This is a genomic window from Phnomibacter ginsenosidimutans (assembly GCF_009740285.1).
GTDB classification, from domain to species: domain Bacteria; phylum Bacteroidota; class Bacteroidia; order Chitinophagales; family Chitinophagaceae; genus Phnomibacter; species Phnomibacter ginsenosidimutans.
This window is the reverse complement of sequence record NZ_CP046566.1, coordinates 4,083,150-4,102,220: the sequence shown is the minus strand read 5'-3', so window position 1 is coordinate 4,102,220 and position 19,071 is coordinate 4,083,150. Positions and strand designations below refer to the sequence as shown.

The 19,071-nt window shown below is 49.5% G+C and carries 21 protein-coding genes and 1 pseudogene; all 22 read right to left on the bottom strand.

All coding sequences use genetic code 11. The annotated features are described in order from the left end of the window. Positions 1-3: 3 nt before the first annotated feature. Complete coding sequence (locus GLV81_RS17755) at positions 4-1,086, bottom strand: acyltransferase family protein (protein ID WP_197428731.1); 1,083 nt, start codon at positions 1,084-1,086, stop codon at positions 4-6. A 27-nt stretch (positions 1,087-1,113) separates the two neighbouring features. Next, entirely contained in the window at positions 1,114-1,938 is an 825-nt protein-coding gene (locus GLV81_RS17750) for a beta-1,6-N-acetylglucosaminyltransferase (protein ID WP_157480180.1), read from the bottom strand. Next, positions 1,935-2,461: pseudogene (locus GLV81_RS21805) on the bottom strand (DUF5672 family protein). The gene GLV81_RS17750 and the pseudogene GLV81_RS21805 overlap by 4 nt, the downstream one beginning before the upstream one ends. Before the next feature lie 247 nt (positions 2,462-2,708). After that, the gene (locus GLV81_RS17740; RefSeq protein WP_157480176.1) at positions 2,709-3,614 is read right to left on the bottom strand and encodes a glycosyltransferase family 2 protein; all 906 of its coding nucleotides are present in this window, start codon (positions 3,612-3,614) and stop codon (positions 2,709-2,711) included. Between the two features lie 121 nt (positions 3,615-3,735). Further along, complete coding sequence (locus tag GLV81_RS17735) at positions 3,736-4,473, bottom strand: FkbM family methyltransferase (protein WP_157480174.1); 738 nt, start codon at positions 4,471-4,473, stop codon at positions 3,736-3,738. Further along, complete coding sequence (locus GLV81_RS17730; protein ID WP_281350734.1) at positions 4,470-5,465, bottom strand: glycosyltransferase family 2 protein; 996 nt, start codon at positions 5,463-5,465, stop codon at positions 4,470-4,472. Before GLV81_RS17730 ends, GLV81_RS17735 begins: the two co-directional genes overlap by 4 nt. Beyond that, complete coding sequence (locus GLV81_RS17725) at positions 5,426-6,274, bottom strand: hypothetical protein (RefSeq protein WP_157480170.1); 849 nt, start codon at positions 6,272-6,274, stop codon at positions 5,426-5,428. The genes GLV81_RS17730 and GLV81_RS17725 overlap by 40 nt, the downstream gene beginning before the upstream one ends. Next, entirely contained in the window at positions 6,271-7,047 is a 777-nt protein-coding gene (locus GLV81_RS17720) for a glycosyltransferase family 2 protein (protein WP_197428729.1), read from the bottom strand. The genes GLV81_RS17725 and GLV81_RS17720 overlap by 4 nt, the downstream gene beginning before the upstream one ends. Next, on the bottom strand, positions 7,044-8,117 hold the full coding sequence (locus GLV81_RS17715) for an acyltransferase family protein (protein WP_157480166.1): 1,074 nt from the start codon (positions 8,115-8,117) through the stop codon (positions 7,044-7,046). The genes GLV81_RS17720 and GLV81_RS17715 overlap by 4 nt, the downstream gene beginning before the upstream one ends. A gap of 2 nt (positions 8,118-8,119) precedes the next feature. Then, the gene (locus GLV81_RS17710) at positions 8,120-8,815 is read right to left on the bottom strand and encodes a glycosyltransferase family protein (protein WP_157480164.1); all 696 of its coding nucleotides are present in this window, start codon (positions 8,813-8,815) and stop codon (positions 8,120-8,122) included. Beyond that, on the bottom strand, positions 8,748-9,131 hold the full coding sequence (locus GLV81_RS17705) for a glycosyltransferase (RefSeq protein WP_197428728.1): 384 nt from the start codon (positions 9,129-9,131) through the stop codon (positions 8,748-8,750). Before GLV81_RS17705 ends, GLV81_RS17710 begins: the two co-directional genes overlap by 68 nt. Before the next feature lie 10 nt (positions 9,132-9,141). Beyond that, a complete protein-coding gene (locus GLV81_RS17700; RefSeq protein WP_197428727.1) occupies positions 9,142-9,408 on the bottom strand; it encodes an FkbM family methyltransferase in 267 nt (88 codons plus the stop codon). Then, the gene (locus tag GLV81_RS17695) at positions 9,377-9,994 is read right to left on the bottom strand and encodes an FkbM family methyltransferase (RefSeq protein ID WP_157480159.1); all 618 of its coding nucleotides are present in this window, start codon (positions 9,992-9,994) and stop codon (positions 9,377-9,379) included. The genes GLV81_RS17700 and GLV81_RS17695 overlap by 32 nt, the downstream gene beginning before the upstream one ends. 15 nt (positions 9,995-10,009) lie before the next feature. Next, positions 10,010-11,149, bottom strand: coding sequence for an acyltransferase family protein (locus tag GLV81_RS17690; RefSeq protein WP_197428726.1), 1,140 nt, complete (start codon positions 11,147-11,149; stop codon positions 10,010-10,012). Continuing rightward, positions 11,100-11,816, bottom strand: coding sequence for a Wzt carbohydrate-binding domain-containing protein (locus GLV81_RS20835; RefSeq protein ID WP_157480156.1), 717 nt, complete (start codon positions 11,814-11,816; stop codon positions 11,100-11,102). Before GLV81_RS20835 ends, GLV81_RS17690 begins: the two co-directional genes overlap by 50 nt. A 41-nt stretch (positions 11,817-11,857) precedes the next feature. Continuing rightward, entirely contained in the window at positions 11,858-12,331 is a 474-nt protein-coding gene (locus GLV81_RS20830; protein WP_157480155.1) for an ABC transporter ATP-binding protein, read from the bottom strand. A 70-nt stretch (positions 12,332-12,401) separates the two neighbouring features. Beyond that, on the bottom strand, positions 12,402-13,235 hold the full coding sequence (locus GLV81_RS17675) for a beta-1,6-N-acetylglucosaminyltransferase (RefSeq protein ID WP_197428725.1): 834 nt from the start codon (positions 13,233-13,235) through the stop codon (positions 12,402-12,404). After that, on the bottom strand, positions 13,232-13,939 hold the full coding sequence (locus GLV81_RS17670; RefSeq protein ID WP_197428724.1) for a class I SAM-dependent methyltransferase: 708 nt from the start codon (positions 13,937-13,939) through the stop codon (positions 13,232-13,234). Before GLV81_RS17670 ends, GLV81_RS17675 begins: the two co-directional genes overlap by 4 nt. Before the next feature lie 83 nt (positions 13,940-14,022). Further along, positions 14,023-14,901 carry an FkbM family methyltransferase gene (locus GLV81_RS17665; protein WP_157480149.1) on the bottom strand — a complete coding sequence of 293 codons (879 nt, stop codon included), beginning with the start codon at positions 14,899-14,901 and terminating at the stop codon, positions 14,023-14,025. A 138-nt stretch (positions 14,902-15,039) separates the two neighbouring features. After that, a complete protein-coding gene (locus tag GLV81_RS17660; protein ID WP_157480147.1) occupies positions 15,040-15,906 on the bottom strand; it encodes an ABC transporter permease in 867 nt (288 codons plus the stop codon). A 190-nt stretch (positions 15,907-16,096) separates the two neighbouring features. Then, entirely contained in the window at positions 16,097-16,477 is a 381-nt protein-coding gene (locus GLV81_RS17655; protein WP_157480145.1) for a four helix bundle protein, read from the bottom strand. A 71-nt stretch (positions 16,478-16,548) separates the two neighbouring features. Further along, positions 16,549-19,014 carry a GumC family protein gene (locus GLV81_RS17650; protein ID WP_157480143.1) on the bottom strand — a complete coding sequence of 822 codons (2,466 nt, stop codon included), beginning with the start codon at positions 19,012-19,014 and terminating at the stop codon, positions 16,549-16,551. Positions 19,015-19,071: the final 57 nt, after the last annotated feature.

The following is a 19,071-nucleotide window of genomic DNA, read 5'->3' as shown; positions in this document are numbered from 1 at the left end:
CAATCAACCCGGTATTCGGGATTGTCTAATACGTTCTATTCTTTTGCCGATTGTTTCATTCATGAAAATGGAAAGCAAGATGGAAAGAATAACAGCAAACAAACTGATAGTTCCCAAACTTTCCAGATGTAGCGCATAGCATACCGTAAGGACGAGCATATGAGAAATGTAAATTGGATATGAAAGCTCTCCAATGTATCGATCAAGAGAAATGTTTTTGGTAAATGTAAAAGCAAACGGAAGGGTAAGGAATATCAGCGTCAAATAAAGGGCTGATTTACCAGGTAAAGCAATTTGATTATAAAAGAAAGTAGCTGATAGTAATAACGTTAACATAGATAAAGACAGAATTTTATACTGTCTTTTGCCAGCGATTTTAATAAATATCACCCTATAAGCAAGTGTTCCCAGTAAAAAAAACATAAGTTCTGCAGGAAAGAATCTGTATGACCAAGGGTCTTTCTCTAAGCCCCAAATGTGCAGCGTATACTTAATGAATGCAGATATCAAAAGGAGAGAAATAATCACCATCAGTTTTTTTCTGACAATAAATGGCGCAATCAAATAAAACAGTAACTCTAAGCTCAAAGTCCATGCTTGCGGAATAAGTACAAACTTGTGAAGTATAGGACTGGTATTCAAGAAATCACTGGTGAAAAACAATTGGCCTGTATCGATATGCACGCCAAGAAATAAAATCAAGTCTTGAAACAGGATGAAAAAATTCGAAAAAATCAACAAGCCTGATGCTAACCATCCCAGTTCAGAAAAATGATGAATGTATATATCCAGTAGTGGGAAAAACGCACCATTATTATTGAATCCAATAGCCAATGAATAGAGTAATGTGGCGAAGAGTATGAACCAATAAATTGGAAACAATCGCAGTGCTCTATTTACTATGAATATTTTATATCCACGGTTTCCTGACACATACTTTTCGTTTAGTATTAGTGCCATGTAAAAGCCCGATATAATGTAAAATGCTTGAACAGCTAATTGGCCTCCAACAAGGCTATTCCCAAGCAGTGGGCCTGCATGTGCTAATACAACTGAAATGGCTAAAATAAATCGGATAATTCCCACAAGTATTGCTTTGTATTGCTAAGTATTTTATGCTGCCTTGTCAACTGCTTTGTCTATGGCATCCAATAAAGACATGTCTTGTACTGCCTCAAATTTCCTGCCGAAACATTTGCCACTTTGCAGCAGCAAAGGCAGGTCTTCGTGGCGCCAGGTGCGGGGATGCTCCGGCCCTCTGTGCCATTCAATCATCCGCAGGTTATTGTTGGCCACCGTGTGGGCCAGCGGCGAGTTCAGCAAAATGGTATGCACCATGGCTTCGCTGGGTAGCAGCGTATAGCGGAAAAATCGTTTCCATTTGGGCATTTGCAGCAGCAGGTATTCGGCTGCTGTATGCGTAATGGTAAACCAATCCGAACCACCATAGGGCTGAATACCCGTTGGCCATTGCCGGCGATAGCCCAAGCGTATTTGTGCCTGGCGCAGGTAATCGCGGAGGCGTGGATAGGGCAGGTCGGGAAAATGCAGGTAGGCGTAACGGTCGAGCCCGCCATGGCCCGACCAATTGGCAAATGGCAGGGCATAATATTCCAGATAGTTGAGCCCGCTGCTGAGTGTAGCTTCCATGCTGTGCCTGCTCATCAATGGATAACACTGACCAGAAATGAGAGAGTAATAATCGGCCCGCTGTGCCACCGCATTTTTTAGCAATAGCTCAAAAGCCGCTACAGTGGAGTAGCCGCCCCAATTCACTTTGTAGCAGCTGATGTACGGATGCTCCAAGGCAGCAGTCATTGCCCGTTGCTTCGCATCTACATGTACCAATGGGGTTATGTGCAACTGCTGCAACCGCTGTACCAACCGGTTCAGCTGGCGGGGGTAGCGGTGTGCCAATATCAGGGCCGTGTGTTTCATGCGTGTTGGGCCAGTTCGGGTATGAAGGCTTTCCAAAAAGGCAGGTGCCGGTGCCAGCCGTGGCAGCCCATGGGCAGCTGATGCTGGTTCATTTGCCAGGCCAGTTCGGGCCGTTCATCAAAGGCAAATGACAGTGCCTGCTGTACGCCAGGTATGTGTAAGGGTTGGCCCAGCCGGGCCGTTTCAAAGGCAAAAAGAAATCTTCGTTGTGGCGGTAGGCTGCAGCCTGCGGTTGCAGCCGCTGCAGCACCTGCTGCAGGTGTTGGGTATGGCGCAAAGAAAAGCCACCATTGCCTACGGCATCAAACCGCCGCTTGCCCAGCCGCCACAGCAGTTGGTTCCAGCGGTTCTGGTTTTTGGCCTGATAGGCGGCATGTATCCAATCCAGCCAGGGGGCTCCTACATAGTCAAAGCCTTGCTGGCACCAATGGGCCAGTTCATCCCGAAAAATGTATGCGTCGGTTTGGTAAATAAGGTGGTACCGATAGTCGCTCAGGTGATGATAAAATCCCGCATCCAGCATCAGTCGGTTGTACGAGGCGGTGCTTTCAAAATAGTGGTCGGCCACCCGGATGCAGCTAAAGCCGGCAGGGTGATGTGCATACCAGTGCTGCAAATGGCTGAGCGATAATGAAGCCGGTGCTACCACCAGGTGCGGGTATTGCCCCAATATTGCAATAGCCTGTTGAATGGCTACCTGCTCGTACCAGAGGGGTTCGCTGCGGAAAAATGGAATAACAACAGCTACAGAGGGCAAGGACATGAATAGCTTAGCGGTTGAATGGTGATTGCAGTTTGCGGAGCAGGCGTTGCCATAACGAAGGTGGTTTGGGCGCATATACATGTCGCATCAGCCATTGGTCGGCTTGCTGGTTGATGCGAATGTCAGAAGGGTGCACCAGGGTGCCTAATGCCTGTAAGGCTCGGTTGGCCAGCCACGAATCTTCTTGATGCGTATGGGTAGCGCCGCTGCCAAAACCAATATTGCTCACCAGGTTTACCGCAGGATAAATGCACAAGCCACCGGCTTGCCAAATGGAAAATGTCCATTGATAATCCCAGATGCTGGCCTGCTGGTGCTGTACATTGTCGAACTGTGCCTGCCAGTATTGTACATCGTGCGGGTCGGTAAAAAAGCGGCGCAACCAGCCTTGCTGGCGCAGTTGGGGCCATTGCTCCATGGCAATGTCCATGGCTGACCATGCCTGCCGGGTAGTGCACCAGCCCCACACAAAGGTGAAGCGGCTAAACTGATAGCTATATGTACCAGCTGGTGCAGCAAAGCTGCTGCCACTGATATGCATTACCTGTGGGTGATTACGGTACCGCTCCAACATGCTGTCGCAAAAGCGGAAAAAATCGGGATGTGGCAGGCAATCATCTTCCAGGATAATCATTGCTGCTACCAGTTCAAAACCCCAGCTGATGGCATTGTACGGCCCCCACTTGCAGCCCTGGTTGGTACTGGCATAGCGGCGGTGTACGGTGCAAGGCCAGTCTACCTGTTCGGTAATAGCCCGGGCTGCCTGCACCTGTGCCTCCTCCCCGGGGTGGCGGGCCGCATCGGCCGCTATGAGCAACACAGGCGGCTGTGCTGCCCGTATAGCTTCCCATACCCGGGCCGTGGTATCGGGCCGGTTGAAGAGGATGAGTAAAACAGGGGTGGCTACTGACATTGTGTGGTTCAATAATTGTAACGGTTCGAATCAGCTATAGCCATATATCAGCAACAATATTGCTCTGCTGTCATTGGGATTTATGTACAATTTAGCTGGTGAAATTGTAAGCTATAGCAGCCTAAAACTTCACATTGTTTTTGAATAACCATGAACCTCCGGTGATACACCAAAGAGAATAGTCAACAGATGTCATTAATTGAAAGATTGAATTTCGAGAGGGTGGTTCATCAGCTTTCAATTCAGTTTCTACAACGATAACTGTAGGTCTGAATTTCTCCCAATTATTACTCTGTAAAACTTTCAAATCCCAGCCTTCAGTATCAACAGTCATAAAATCTATTTGTTGCCCCGCAGGCAGGTGTTTTTCTAGAATAGCTGATAACGAATATGTGGGTATGTTCAAAGTATCAATCAATTGAAAGCCTTCCTTTTGCTGCCATTGCGCTACGTTTCTTTTGTCAAACCCATTTAAAGCGGGCATATTAAAACGATAGTAGGTTAGTGAATCTGAATTGTCTCCTACAGCAACGTTCAAATTGAGATCCCTTTTGCGAAACTCTGTGAAAAGTTTAAACTGTTCAGGATTTGGTTCGATGTTGATGCCACTCCATCCATTGTGGTAAAAGATTTGAGTATTTGAAAAGTAATGTGGATGAAATGCGCCGATATCTACATAGAATCCATTTTGTTTATTTTCAAAAAAGCGTTTTAAGTGCAAATCTTCTCCTTGTTGTGAATAGGATGTATGGTAGTAACCAAATTCTATTCCCTCTTGTTGTTTGAAATCATGAGTAATGATTTTTTTCAACCATTTCGGAGCTACCCTGATCGTAAGCTTTTTTATTAAAGACTTCATGATTCTTGTCTAAGATACTTTCTCAATGTGTGAAAGAATTTGGCAGTAAATGCCAGTAGTCTTATATGCACTAATTTGAATCCACCGCCTCTTTGTTGGGCGATTGCTTGCCAGAATTTGATTCTATTTGCATACTCTTCTAATTGCATACCATTTTTACCTGTCTCTGTCTGAATGAGCTGTTGTAAAATGTATTTTCTGTGTATGGATATAAAGGCGGGGAAGTGTTTTACAATCTCGTCTTGCACCTCAATGCTTTCGTTTAAGTGAGTTAAACTTCCAAGCTGTTGCAGGCTCAGGCTTTGGCTATGGCGTACAAAGGCGGCCTGCTCTGTGCCACTGGCATAAACCTTGCCTTGGGCGGCTATTTGTACCCACAGCAGGTAGTCGCCGGCTTGTTTCATTTCCGTCCAGCGGTGGGGCAAACCCTGCAGGGCCGACCGTCGAAAGAGCAGCATACCCGAGTTGACCAAATGGTCTTGCAGCATCATGTGGCGGGCCAAAAATTCGCGGCCGCTGTACCAGCGGGCGGGCTGTGGCTGGCTGGCTTTCAGCAGTTCGTCGTGCTCATTTACCCAGCGTACTTCGTTGTAGGCCAGCACACAGCGGGGCTCGGTAAGGGCGGGTAGCAAGGCTTGTATAAAGTCAGGGTCGCAATAGTCATCGCCTTCAGCTATCCATACCCATTCTTGCCGGGCCAGTTGCAGGCCCCGCTGCCATTGCAAAAAGGGCGAGCCGCTGTTGTGGGTATTGATGCAAACACATTGTACCGCAGGATGATGCTCCCATTGGCGCAGCAGGCTGTCTGTGTTGTCCGTGCTGGCATCATCCAGCAAAATGAGTTCGAGCCGGCCGGCCGTTTGCGCCAGCAGGCTTTCTATGCGGCGTTGCACAAATGCAGCGTGGTTATAAAAGGGAACAATGACCGATATGCAGGGGGTAGCTGCCAAGTTTAGATGCCCAATATTTTCTTGAGTACTTTCTGTGGCCACGATAAGGCGGGCAGGGGCTGCTCTACAGGCGGCTGGTGCCGGTAATGCTCAATGAGTGCCGGTATAGAGTCGGCTTGTACTCTTTCGAGATAGGGCCATATGGGTGCATGCAGCGGATGGAAGTAACGGTACAGTTTATAGTTCCAACCATTTACTGCTTGCCAACGATGGAAAAAATCTACTGTATCAAAGTCTTGCGCATGGCTCCAGCTGTTTATTTTTTTGGCAATTTCTTGCTCTGACCTTGCCCAGCTTTGGTGCAATACAAATTGCTTGCATTGTATTTTTTCAGCGTTATCAATATTTCGCTCACTTGTATTAAATGGTCGATTTGTTGCAACAGGAAATGCCTCAGGGTTTCCGGCAATGAGTAAATATTGGTGGCCTAATTTTTTAAATATTGTTTTCCAATAACAGTACACCACTGTTGGCCCTGAATTACAGGGTAATCTCTGTAATTCATTTACGAAGCTTGAGAAATCTAAAAAATATTCATCAGCATCAATTTGAATGTACCAGTCTGCCGGACGCATTGCATCTAGTAGTTGATTCCGCATGTACATAATTGTTTCCAGAGGAGACTGACCAGTTTGGTAAAATGGTTTTTCCAGCCATTCAATTTTGCTATTTACATCTTCATGTTGCACCCATTGCTTAAAACTGTCATCAAAGTGAAATTTTTCGCCAGTCAGTGTATTTCGATTCAAGTCAATAGCAAGTATTATTTTATCTGCCGCTGCATAAATACTTGGCAAAGCATATTTCAAGTATTCAAAGTCGTAGGCTACTAAAAATCCAACGGCAATCATCGTATCACTGACTTTATTCTTTTCAGGATTTTAAAGAAAAAACTGCTATGCTGTTGTGAAAGCAACTCGGGAGCCCATTGACGAACTCTTGCCAGGTTATTGTGCATCACATTTCTCCTCACCGTTCTTTCCTTTTCTGCATCGGATACCAGTTCGATAATCATGCTTTGCTGTTTTACCCTTACCCCAAATAAATGTTCCTTTATTCTATGGGCATGTGCTGGTTTTTCAATTAGCTGTAACCACATATCCCAATCTTCATACCCATACACATTCTTCCTGTATCCGTCCGTTTTTTGAAAGTCTGATTTTTTAAAAAGCGCAGTTGGTTGAAAAAGATTATGATGACATAATTCATTCATGTTGATTTCTGGTCTGCAAACCTCTCTGCTTTGATCTCCGAATGTCCATACATCAGTGTACACAACCTTTACGGCAGAATTGTTATAGAATACAGCCAATGATTTTTGAAGGTATTCAGGGTGAATCAAGTCGTCAGCGTCTAATGGAAGGATGAACATGCCATTCGCATGGCTAATTCCTGTATTTCTGGCAGCAGCCAGTCCTTCATTGTGCGGTTTGTGTATCACCCGTATGCGGCTGTCTGTCGTAGCGGCTGCATCGGCCACGGCGGCCGTATGGTCGGGGCTGGCATCGTTTACAACAATGCATTCCCAATGCGGATAGGTTTGTGCCCGTACCGAGTCGATGGCTTCCTGCAGGTATTGCGCCTGCATATAGCAAGGGATAACGATGGTTACCAGTTCGTTCATGCGTTGCTTGTAAGGGGTTTGAATTGCTGCTGTATGGCAGGCTGTTTCCAGCGGAGGGCGGGCTTTTCTACCAGGTGCCAGCTGGCATAAGCCAGTGGCAGTACCAGCAGCCAGCTCAAGCCGGCCAGCATACCTGGTGTAAGGTTGGGCCATTGGCTAACCAGTGTTTGCTGTACCGGAAATGCCAGCAGGTAGATGCCGTATGATAGATCGCCCCGTTGCTGTATGAAGCGGGTAAGGCGCCAGGCGGGCTGCTGTGCTATGCCGATGATGATTACCGGCCACAACAGGTATTGCATAATAAAGTATTGGTGAAAGTGAATGGACGCCATCAATAAACCAATTGTTATCAATAGGTGCAGCCATTTGAGGCGTTTGCCAAAACCCAGTACATGCAGGCTGGCACCTGCCAAAAAATAGGTACCAAGGCTGGTGAGTTTACTCAGCTGTATACTGCCCCACTGCGGCAGGCGCCAGTGGTTGTCGGTATACATGAGTGCAAGCAACCCTATAATGATGATTGGAGGAACAACCTTGCGCCATGCGGCCCTTCGAATCCAGAACAGTGGCAGAAGGCAGAGGTACATCAGCCATTCGTAGCCCAGGGTCCAGAGTGAGCCGTTGATTTCGCCACGGTGTGCTGCGGGCAGTTCTTGAAAGCTGCCTTCAATGCTGTATTGCGGCCAGAGCAAGAGCATGTTTCGGGGTATAAAAGTCCAGCTATCGGCTTGCGCTAAAAACTGCAACCCCGGACCATTGAAATGCAGCCAGGCCAGCGCCCATGAAAATAGCAGGGCCAGCAGTAAGCCGGGAAAAATGCGCAAGGCTCTTTTGCGGAGATAACTGGCTATGCTGGCCGACCTTTCCAGGCTTTGGCATACCAGGTACCCCGATACAATAAAAAATCCATTGACACCGAGTGTAGAAAACGCCACGTTGCCCCCACTCCATTGCCACAACCCATCATGCTCTGGCAATCCTAGCAATGCATAGCTGTGGGTAATGATGACAAAGGATGCCAGCAGCAGCCTGATGAAATCGAAATTGTTGTGGTGTGGAGCAGGTTGCATGTTTACATGCTTAATACGTCGGTGAAGTTGGTACGCAGGTATTCACCGCCTTTGAGGTAATGCTTTAGCAGTTTCTTTTTGCGGCTCCACCAGGGCATGGGTGCCAGCCATTGTTGGGTGGCTAGTTTTAGTTTGGCCAATGCTATGGCATAGGCCTGTTGAAACTGTGTCTGTTCTTTGGTCGTCTTTACGAGTAACAGGCGGTAGCGTTCCATATTGGAGAGGCCAAAGGCAAAGTAGCGGACCACTTCTTGCATATCGAGCCCCTGCCATTGCTGCTGCCAGCACTGGCGGGCAAAGGCAATGGTATGGCTGCGCTGAAAATGGCCCTGCAGGCCACAGGTTTGGCTGCTGTGCTGGCGGTAATACATGAGCTGTGCGTCGGTAGCAGCCAATGTACCGTTGAGGCTCAGCTTGAGGGCAATAATGAAATCGTGCCAGGGCTCATCGGGCAGCCAGCTGTTGAATATGTCCGGTACAGCTGAACGGCGAATGGCCATGGAAGCACCAATGATGAAATTGTTGTTGAAGCACAACCAGGGAAAGAAATGTGCCGGTGGCAGTTCGTGGCTGAGTGAAGCATGGCCATAGGTAGCATCCCAAATGGTGGTGGGCTGTATCTGGTTGTGCTCATCCATCAACAGGCCGTTGCAAAACAAGCCATTGCAGTGGGGATGTGCCTGCAGCCAGCTGCTCATCACCGCTATTTTTTCGGGCAGCCACACATCGTCCCTGATCCGATAAAAAAATGATGTCTTGGGTGCAGTATTCAATGGCCTGTTTAAAGTTGAGGCCAAAGCCCAGGTTGCTGGCATTTTGATAGAGCCGGATAATGCCGGGCTGTTGCTGTTGCCATTGCTGTACAATAGCAATGGTATTGTCGGTACTGCCGTCGTCGCATATCACTATTTCGTTGGGCGGCAGGGTTTGGCCAAACAGCGAAGCCAATTGCTGATCGAGAAATTGGGCACCGTTGTAGGTACACAAGGCTATGGAAATGCCGGGGGTAGTCACGGATGCGGATTTATGGCCGGTAACACCAAATGTTGAGTTGCATATCGAATAGGCGACGGATAGTCAGTTTTTCTACCATGGGGTGCGGGGCCAGCCGGGCGGCTTCGCGGATGTGGTAGCGGAAGCCGGCGTTGCTGAGCATGAGCAGGAGCTGGCCCAGTTGCTGCGGCTGCTCCTGCAGGCTGTGGTATTCTACAAACAGGTAATCAATGTTGGGCAGGGCGGGCTGCAGGGTGGGTAGCAGTTCATTTTCCGCTCCTTCTATGTCCAGTTTCAAAAAAATCTACCGGCTGCTGCAGCAGCTGGCCCATGTTGATGGCAGGTACGGTTTGGGTTTTGCCGGTACGGCCAAAGTCGCCCACTACAGAGCCTGCCAAGGCTCCTTCTTCGTGAAAGGTAAGTTGCGTATTGCTATGCCACAGTGCCTGCTGGTGCAGCTGTATGCTGGCCTTCAGTTGTGGGCGGTGGGCGGCTATGTTTTGCTGCAACACCTCAAATATGCGGGGGTCGGCTTCGTAGGCATCTATGCGGCTTTGCGGATGCCGGAGGGCAAAGTAGAGGGTACTCAGCCCGATGTTGGCACCACCGTCGATGATGTATGGTTTGCTGTTGTTGGGTATAAAGCGGTACACTTCGTCGGCAAATATTTCCTGCCAGCTGTGCAGCATGCTGGCGCCGTGGGTGTAGCGGGTGCTGATGCCCGCCAGCGGCACGGTGCCCTGCGCAAAGCTGTGCTCGTTGCTGAGCCTTTCCTGGTCGGTAGCCGATAGGGTGTAGCGGCTGATATCGCCTTCTGCATACGGACTATTGGATAATCCTGCCAAGGCTTTGAGGCTGTTTTTTATGTGTTGAAGGGGTAGCATGATGAAGCGGTGCGGTTAAGCGGCAAAGTGTTTGTCGCGGTATTGCAATACCGGTTTTTCTATACAGCGGTAGGTGATGCTGGCAATGCCAATGGTGGCAGTGCTGTACAGCAGCAGGTTGAGCCAGTAATGACCGGTGTTGAGTAGGGGGTTGTGCAGCATGAGGCCCAGCACCATGGCATGCACCAGGTACATGGAATAGGATATTTTGCTGATGAAGCCAATGATGGATTGTGGCCAGGTGCCGATAGCAGGCAGGCAGGCGAAGAGGGGCAGCATGCCACCAATGGCCATGGCGTTTACACTCAGGTAGGCCAGCCGGAAATAACTGCTGTTGGGGAACCCGGGTATGACCAGCACAGAGAGATACACCAGTAGCCCCACCACAAAAAGCGGCCACCGAAAGCGGGTAAGCCAAATGGCATGATTTTCCCAGGCCCAGGCCAGCAGGCAGCCCACCATCAGCGCATCGAGGCGGCACAATACCAGTTTGCGCAGCAGCATGTCCCACTGCTCGGCATTGGTGACCAGTGGGCTAATATGCCAGCGGTACCCTACTGCAAACAGCAGCATGCCCGCTGCGGCCATCAGAAAGGCTTTTGGAAACGAAAAGACTTTTCGGAGGAGCAGTAAGCCAATAGGAAACAGGAGGTAAAACCACTCTTCTACTGCCAGGCTCCAGCTCTCCATAAAAAAACCGTTGAAGTACCAGCGAAAGTTTTGCAGAAACAGCAAAAAGCGCCACGAAATGGTATCGGTATTGCCCACCATCCAACCGGCGTATACCAACCATACATTGGCCAGCAAGGCCGCAAAATACAGCGGCAAGGTGCGCAGCCAGCGGCGAATCCAAAAGTGGCGGAGCATGGTGGCGGGTTGATTGCTCTGTTGCATCTGGCGGATGAGGATGCGGCCAATTAAAAAGCCGGACAGCACAAAAAACAGTTCAACGCCATTGAGGAAGAACTGCGCATCGTAGCGGTTGGGGCGGCGGCCAAAATCGAAGTAGGTGCCATGCTCCAGTACTACCAACAAAATGGCGATGCTGCGCAACGATCGAGGCCGGGAAAACGCTGAGATGGCTGATTCATGCTTGCCGGAAATGCTACTGCCATTGATGGGGCACAAAGACGCTGCCGTAATCGTAGCCACCATGTTTGGCCATGGGCGAGTGATGGTCGATGATGCTGAAGGCACAGGCATCTTCTACTTCATCGATGGCTTTTACTTTGGGTACGTTGATAAATGCTTGTATGCTGTATTGCCCACGGGTAAAAATGCCTCCGGGTATGGTAAGGGTGCATTCCTGTTGCAGGCTGGCCGATTCGCAGGAAAAGATGCGGCGTTTGCGGTCGTCGAGGAAGGTTACAAACAGGTTGGCATTGGCGGCATCTGCGGCCAGCTGCAGGGCAAAGCGAATGCTGACGGGTTCGGTATAATCAAACACGGCGCTGTTTTGGCCTTGCTGGTTGAGTACGTGGATGTGCAGAATAGCGGAGCTGTTTGTGGGTACAGGAGTAACCCGCTGGTATGCAGCGGCGGTGCTTTCATGTTTCAGGTGCAGGCGTACCATGTCTGCCGGCAGACCGCTGGCGGTAAGTGTACCATGCTCTATGAGCAGGGCACGGGTGCAGAGGTTGCTGATGGCTTCCATGTTATGGCTCACAAACAGCACGGTCCGGCCCTCGTTGGTGCTCACGGATTTCATTTTGCCGAGGCATTTTTTCTGGAACTCAGCATCGCCTACGGCCAGCACTTCATCTACAATCAAAATCTCGGGTTCGAGGTGGGCGGCTACTGCAAAGCCGAGGCGAACGTGCATGCCGCTGCTGTAGCGTTTTACAGGGGTGTCGATGTAGCGTTCTACCCCGGCAAAGTCAACGATTTCATCAAACTTGCGGGTGATTTCTTTTTGGTCATGCCGAGGATGGCCCCGTTGAGGTAGATGTTTTCGCGGCCGGTAAGGTCGGGGTGAAAGCCGGTGCCTACTTCGAGCAGACTGGCTACCCTGCCCCGCATGGCAATGCGGCCGGTAGTGGGTTCGGTGACCCGGCTCAGCAGTTTGAGCAGGGTGCTTTTGCCGGCGCCGTTGCGGCCAATGATGCCGAGCACTTCGCCGGGCTGTACGCTAAAGTTGATGTTTTTGAGGGCCCAAATGTATTCACTGTTTCCCTTTTGACTGCGGTCGTTGCTGTCGCCAATGGTCAAAAAGGGATCTTCTTTACCCCGGATGCGGTGCCACCAGCGTTTCACATCGTCTTTGATGGTGCCGGTGCCTACCTGCCCGAGGCGGTATTGCTTGCTGAGGTTGTCTACTTGTATGATGGGGGCGGACAAAGGGGGGAGGTTTAACTGTTCACGAGTTTACAAGTTCACAGGTTCCAGAGTTTGAGCGTTCCAGCGTTTATCAGTTTTTGGGTTGAAACGTGTGACTGTCTATTGCGTCAAAGATTTCAAAATTGTTCTCGCAGTCAAACTTCCTTGCAAAGAATGCATCGGATGTAATCAATTCTTCCAAATTGCTGGTTTGCCAAACATAGGGTTTAGGCCCAGGCCTGTCCCAAGCGATTTTTCGAAAATTATTGTTGGTGACTTTGATTGCGTAATCACTATTGGCTAGAATAGTGTGAAATGTCATCTCATCGCTTAGCATAACGTATTTAAAATACCATTCGTACTGTTCAGTTTCTTGTAACAAAAAAGCCAACACTTCTTTCGAGGCCCCAAACCATTGGCTTCCAACAAATGGCTTTTTTCCTTTTAAAAACTTTCTGTTGATGCCAAGGCGACGTTTAAGTCTAGTTAAAAAAGATGGAAAGGGTGGCACCCACTTTCCGGTGTCCTGAAAATGGAAAATCCTGTAGCGTTCCAGTCCGTCATTTAAGCCTAACCCTTTAATGGGCAAAGGGTCATATGACATTAGAATTTTAGAAGTATCAATCTGCCTCTCTATTTCTTTTCGGGTTTGTAAAGGATAATCTTGACCAGAAATCAGGAAATAGTAATCGGCATTTAAGGTCATTGCTTTATCAAACAACTCCAGCGTTGCTTTTACAGTACTGTAGCCTCCCCAGTATACTGCTGTAGTTGAAAACATATAGCTTTCAAATGGCTCAAAAATTTCTCGGGCTTTTAAATCAACATGAACCAATACCTCATAGTGCTCAGCATGCAACCTTGCTACTAAACGTTTTAGTTGTTGAGGGTTTTTATGTGCCAGTATTAAAATGCAAATTTTCATTTGATGAGTTTTAGTTTTCTCATAATATGTTTGCGTATGCATTTTAAGTACGTGCTGGTTTGAAACTTACCTTCTAAAACGGCATCATAAAGTTCTCTGTAATGGCTTAACTGACTGTTTAGTCTAGTATCCCTTTCCTGAAATAAGTCAGGATGAATTTGAACGGCATTGGAAAGATTATCATTCAAACGTTTCAGGTTCAATTGAGTCGGATTTTTAGCAATAAGGAATGTATTTTGTTTGTACCACCACGCCAGTTCAGGAATTTCCCAAAGCAATGGTCTGAAGCAATCAATCCAGTGATATCCAAGGTGTTCAAACTTCTCTCTCCAATAAGAAAAAGGCTGTTCATTGATGTGATTTTGTCCTCCTTGTAACGGTACAGCAGCAGAAAAAACAATCATATCAGTGTGCTGGCACAGACTTGATACTAAAGCGTTTGCACTTTTCTCAGGTAAATGCTCTGCTACTTCTAAGCACAATGCGATGTCAAATTTTCTCTTGACATCAAATCCAGCTGTCAAATCAATTGCATTAAAATTCTGCTTATCAACATACAGGGTATCTTCTTGTACCCACGATCCATCAACTCCAAATACATCATCGATGCCTAAATCCTGAAATACCTTCAAAAAGTTCCCAGGACCACAACCTACGTCAATTACCGACTTTGGGTTCAGTAGTTCCAGGATAATGGGTACCATGATAGTCGGATACCTCAAATCATGTTCTAATTGATGATGTATGTAGGGTTGCATACAATGTTTTTAGTCTTTCATCATCTATTCTAAATGTTCCTGCCCCAGAGCCCGAAAGGCGCTGCAGATTGCAGGCGTTGTTCGATGAAGGGAATGTCGCGGAGGTAGAGGGTGTTGTGGTGGTGGGGTGTGGCCAGTGGTATGAGTTGGCGGGTGTAGGGGGCGTAGGTGTAGGCAGCAAAGCCTTGTTGCAGCAACCACTCATGCGTGGTTTGCGGGTGTGGTGGCCGAAAGGGCTGGTGGGTGGTTTCTATAATCATGGCCTTAAGGCCGGGGGATGACAATAATTTTTCGGCGCCTTGCAGTACCCGGTGCTCGTTGCCCTCTACATCTATTTTCAGGAGCAAAGGAGTTGCCTCTTGCAGGGCTTCGTCCAGCGTGGTGCAGGGTACCGCTATGCTGTGGGCCTCAGCGTTGTCGAGCACATGGTTCATGGCATCGAGGTGGCTGGTAAAATGCACTTCACCCGTTTGGTTGCTCACTGCTTTGGGGATGATGGTAACCTGTTGTTGCACCTGGTTGGCGTTGATGTTTTGCTGCAACCAATGCAGGGCTGCCGGCACGGGTTCGAAGCTATACACACGGGCACCTATTTGTGCAGCGGCCAGTATGCTGTAGGTGCCGGTGTTGGCCCCAATATCGGCAAAGCTGTCTTGTGGCCGCAGCAGGTGCAGCAAAAAAGACATGTCTTCGAATTCATGCAGGCCACAGTAGTGGTTGCCGGTGGCACCCCGCAGGCCCGGTGCCAGCCAGAGCTGGCTGTTGTTGGTCCAGGGTACCAGCTTGGGCGTAGCCCTGAGTCTTGCATGCCATTGCCACTGCACAAACCGCAACAGTGCCTGTGCCGGCCGTCGGCGGCTGAAGGCATGCTGTGTGGCAATGAAGCGTAGGGTGCGGAGGAGGGGCATGGTTTTTGGAGTTGACGAGTTCCAGTGTTTACGAGTTCACGAGTTAGTTGGAAGGTTGAAGGGTTGATGAGTTTTACTATCAACTGTGCAATTTATTGAGGCTCCTCGCCCTTTAGGGAGAGGCGGGGGTGAGGGTATCTACACAGTATCCATAAACGTCTTTTCTACCCGGCTAAAGAGGCGCATGCCGATGAAGAGGAGCACCAGCATCCAGGCGCTGCTGTAGGCCAGTTGCCAGTATTGTACTTCGGCACCGAGGATGCTGTTGCGAAACAGCTCCACAAGGGCCGCCAGCGGATTGTATTGTACCAGTTGGTATACCCACGGATGGGTGGTCTGCATGTTGTCGAGGGCACTCAGCGGATAGTTGACCGCACTGGCAAACATGAGCAGTTGTACGCCAAAGCCAATGAGCACGGTGAAGTCGCGGTACTTGGTGGTGATGCTGCTGATGATGATGCCGAGGCCAAGGCCCATGCCGGCCATGAGGAGCAGGACTATGGGGATGAGGAGCCAGTTGGTAAGTTGGTAAGTTGACGGGTTGGCAGGTTGACCAGTGGGTGCTATCCAATGGAAGTAGAGCATCACACAGATGAGCAGGAAGAGCTGGATGCCGAACTGGATGAGCTGGCTGATGACCACGCTGATGGGGCTTACCAGTCGGGGGAAATACACTTTGCCGAAAATGCCGGCATTGGCAATGAAGGTGTTGCTGGTATTGGTGAGGCAGGCGGCAAAATAGCTCCAGATAACGATGCCGCTCATTTGAAACAGCACGGGGTTGACGCCATTTGTACCAATGCCCGCTACCACATTGAAGAGCAGCACACTCATGGCAGTGGTGAGGGCCGGTTGTATGAGGTGCCAGAGGGGCCCCAGCAGGGTTTGTTTGTACCGGGCGGTGAAGTCGCGTTTCACAAACAAGACCATCAGGTCGCGGTACTGCCAGAGGTCTCGCAGGTAGGTGCGGCTGCGGCGGTTGGGTTCGATGATGGTGGTTTCCATTTCAGTTTGCGGTTTGCAGTTAGCAGTTTGCAGGGGGTGTAGCTAGTTTGCAGTTGGCAATTTGCGGTTTGCAGTTTGCAGGGGGTGATAGCTAGTTGGCAGTTTGCAATTTGCAGTTTGCGGTGGGGCAGCTGTGAGGGTTTGCAATTTGCGAGGGATGGAGGCTGCCTTGCGAACTGGTAACTGCCAATTATTTTTTTGACAGGAAGCCGATATACTTTTTAGGATTAGCCAGCATGTCATTCAACAAGCGACCAATTTCCTCCGTTGACAAATACAGCTTTTGGTAGGTTTCGTTGTTGATATAGTGGCTGGCATGTGCGAAGTCTAACCAAACCTGCGTTTCACTGTTTTCAGCATCACAGTCAGATAGTTTGCTGACAAAATGGGCTTCATATTGTCGCTTCCTGTATGCTTCAGCCAAATTCACACAAATACTACGAGAAGATCTTCTTATCTGGTCTGTTAGGGAATACTTCTCTTCCGGTGGAAATTCTTTGCTGATATGAAAGATTTCCATTGCCTGCGCAAAAGCCTTTTTATATACCGTGAGATCTTTAAAAGTTCCCATGATTGCTAAACATGGATATTTATTGCAAACGTCTCATCCTGCCAACTGCCAACTGTCAACTGCTGACTGGTTTAACGGTCCCAAAACATCAGCTTTTGTTTCCATTTTTTCCATTTGCGGCGCCACTGGGGCACTTTGATGTCGTAGTATTCGTCGGCGCCGGTGTTGAAGTAGCCGCCACCATAGCCATAGTAGTGACCATAGCCGTAGCCGTAGCCTTTGCCGTAGCCGTAGCCATAGCCGTAGTAGCCAAAACGGGCCCCCATTTTCAGGTCGTTTACCACCAGCCAGAGGAAGGGTAGCTTTCCCTGTTTGTATATTTCTTCGACAAAGCTCAGCTGCCGCTTGTAGGTAAAGCGGTGGCGAACAATAAACACCGAGGTATCGATATAGGGTGCCAGACTGAAGGTATCACTCACCAGACCCACGGGTGCCGAGTCGATGATGATGTAGTCGTAGTGGGCTTTGAGGTAGTCGAAGAATTCTTTGTTTTTGATGCTGAGCACCAGTTCGCCGGGGTTGGGGGGTACAATACCGGTGGGGTACACATGTAGCTCGGGGTAGCCGGGCAGGGCCGTGTATACATCGGCAGGGTCGGCCAGGCCAAGGAGTACGTTGGAGATGCCCACGCCTGTTTTTTTCAATTCGAGGTTCTTCATGATGCGGGGGCGGCGGAGGTCAAATTCGAGCAGGGCCACCCGCTTGCCGCTGAGGGCCAGTACGGCTGCAATATTGATACTGATGAAAGATTTGCCTTCGCCCGATACGGTAGAGGTGACGAGGATGGTTTGGAAGGGTTTCTTCTCCATCATAAAGGCCAGGTTGCTTCGGATGATGCGGAACTGCTCGGAGATGAGGTTGCGGCTCTTGTCGGCCACCACCAGACTCTTGTTGTTTTCGACATGGCCAATTTCACCAATGATGGTCACTTTAGTGGCTTTGGCAATATCGTCGCGGGTCATCAGTTTATCGTTGAGCAGGTCGCGGAGGTAGATGACGCCAATGGGCAGGAGCAAGCCCAGCAAAATGCTGAACATGCGGATTTTGCCTTCATCGGGCTCTACGGGATTGAGGCTACCGCCAGCGGGGTTGAGGGCCGCATAACCCGGGTCGGTGCTGGTGGTGGTGATGGCAATTTCTTCTTTGCGCTGCAGCAGGTAGAGGTAAAGACCTTCTTTTACTTTTTGCTGGCGTTCCATTTCGAGGAGGCGGCGCTGTTTGTCGGGTATTTTGGCGAGGTAACTGGTGTAGAGGCCGTTTTTAGACAACAGGTCGGCCCGCTGACGCAGCAGTACCTGGCGGTAGTTGCCAATGGCTTCTTTGAGACTGCGTTGTACTTCGTCCAGTTGTTTGTCGAGCTCCTGCACCTGCAGGCTGCCGGCGGTTTGCTGGCGGCCGGTTTTCTCCCGCTCCAGGCGCAACGAGTTGAAGGTGCCGATGAGGGCAGTAATGGTGGGTTCTTCAATGCCCAGTGAGCTGGGCACCAGTTCGGTTTTTTTGCGGGGCGATTGCAGGTATTGCTCAATGTTGTTGAGCATGCCCAGGTGCCAGTCTACCAGGGCGGCTTTTTCCTGATTTTCGGTGAGGCGGGTACTAAACAGCGAGGCTTGTTCTTCTACCGGCAGCACATCGTTTTGGTCGCGGTAATCCCGCAACGAATTTTCAATCAGTTTGAGTTCTACACTCAGCGAGTCGAGACGTTCTTCAATAAACCGGATGGTGGCATCGGCGGCAACATTTTTGGTGTCAACGCTGTACAAAATGTATTCCCGTACCAGGGCATCGAGGATGGCCCTGCCCATGTAGGGGTTATCGTTGGTGATGCTGAGGTTGAGGATGGTGGTGTTGGGGTCGGGCAGGTAAATGAGCAGGCCATTCAAAATTTCATTGGCCCGGGCCATGGGTGAGCCCCAGGTGCAAATGTTGATGGCATCGGTAGTGGGGATATAGATGCTGCTGTCTTTGGGTACGAGGCGAAAGCGGCTGCCGTTGATGTTGAGTACATCGCCCCAAACATGGGTTTCACGGCCTTCGAGGCCTACCAGCAGGGTGTAGCCCGAGGGCGACATATTGGTAAAGCGGATTTTGTAAGAAGCATTGCTATCGGCAATGGCTACGGGCACAAGGCGGAAGGGCACCTGATCGAAGAGGTTGGAGGTTTTGATATTGCCCTCGTTGAAATACTGGATGTGAAAATTGTTTTTTTCGACCGCCCGTTTTACCACAGCAATGGTGCGCAACTTTTGAATCTCGTTGCTCATATTGATGTCGCGGGGGCCGTAGAGGGCCCGTTCTACAATGTCGCCCTGATTGCCGTATACGGGATTGGTTTCGCCACTTTTTACCAGCATTTGTACACTGCTGGTGTACTTGGGCGTGGTGTAGCGCAGGTATATCATGCCGCCGGCAATGCACAAGGCAAGGCTCACGATGAAGAGGGGCAAGAAGGCCAGGTACTTGAACAGTATATCTGCCGGAGAAAATTTGCCGCCACTACCGTCGCCGGTGGGGTTGTATTCGGAAGGAAATGGAGTCATGAATTAGATGATAGATGACAGGTGTTAGATGATAGTTGGGGAGGTTAACGTGTTAAC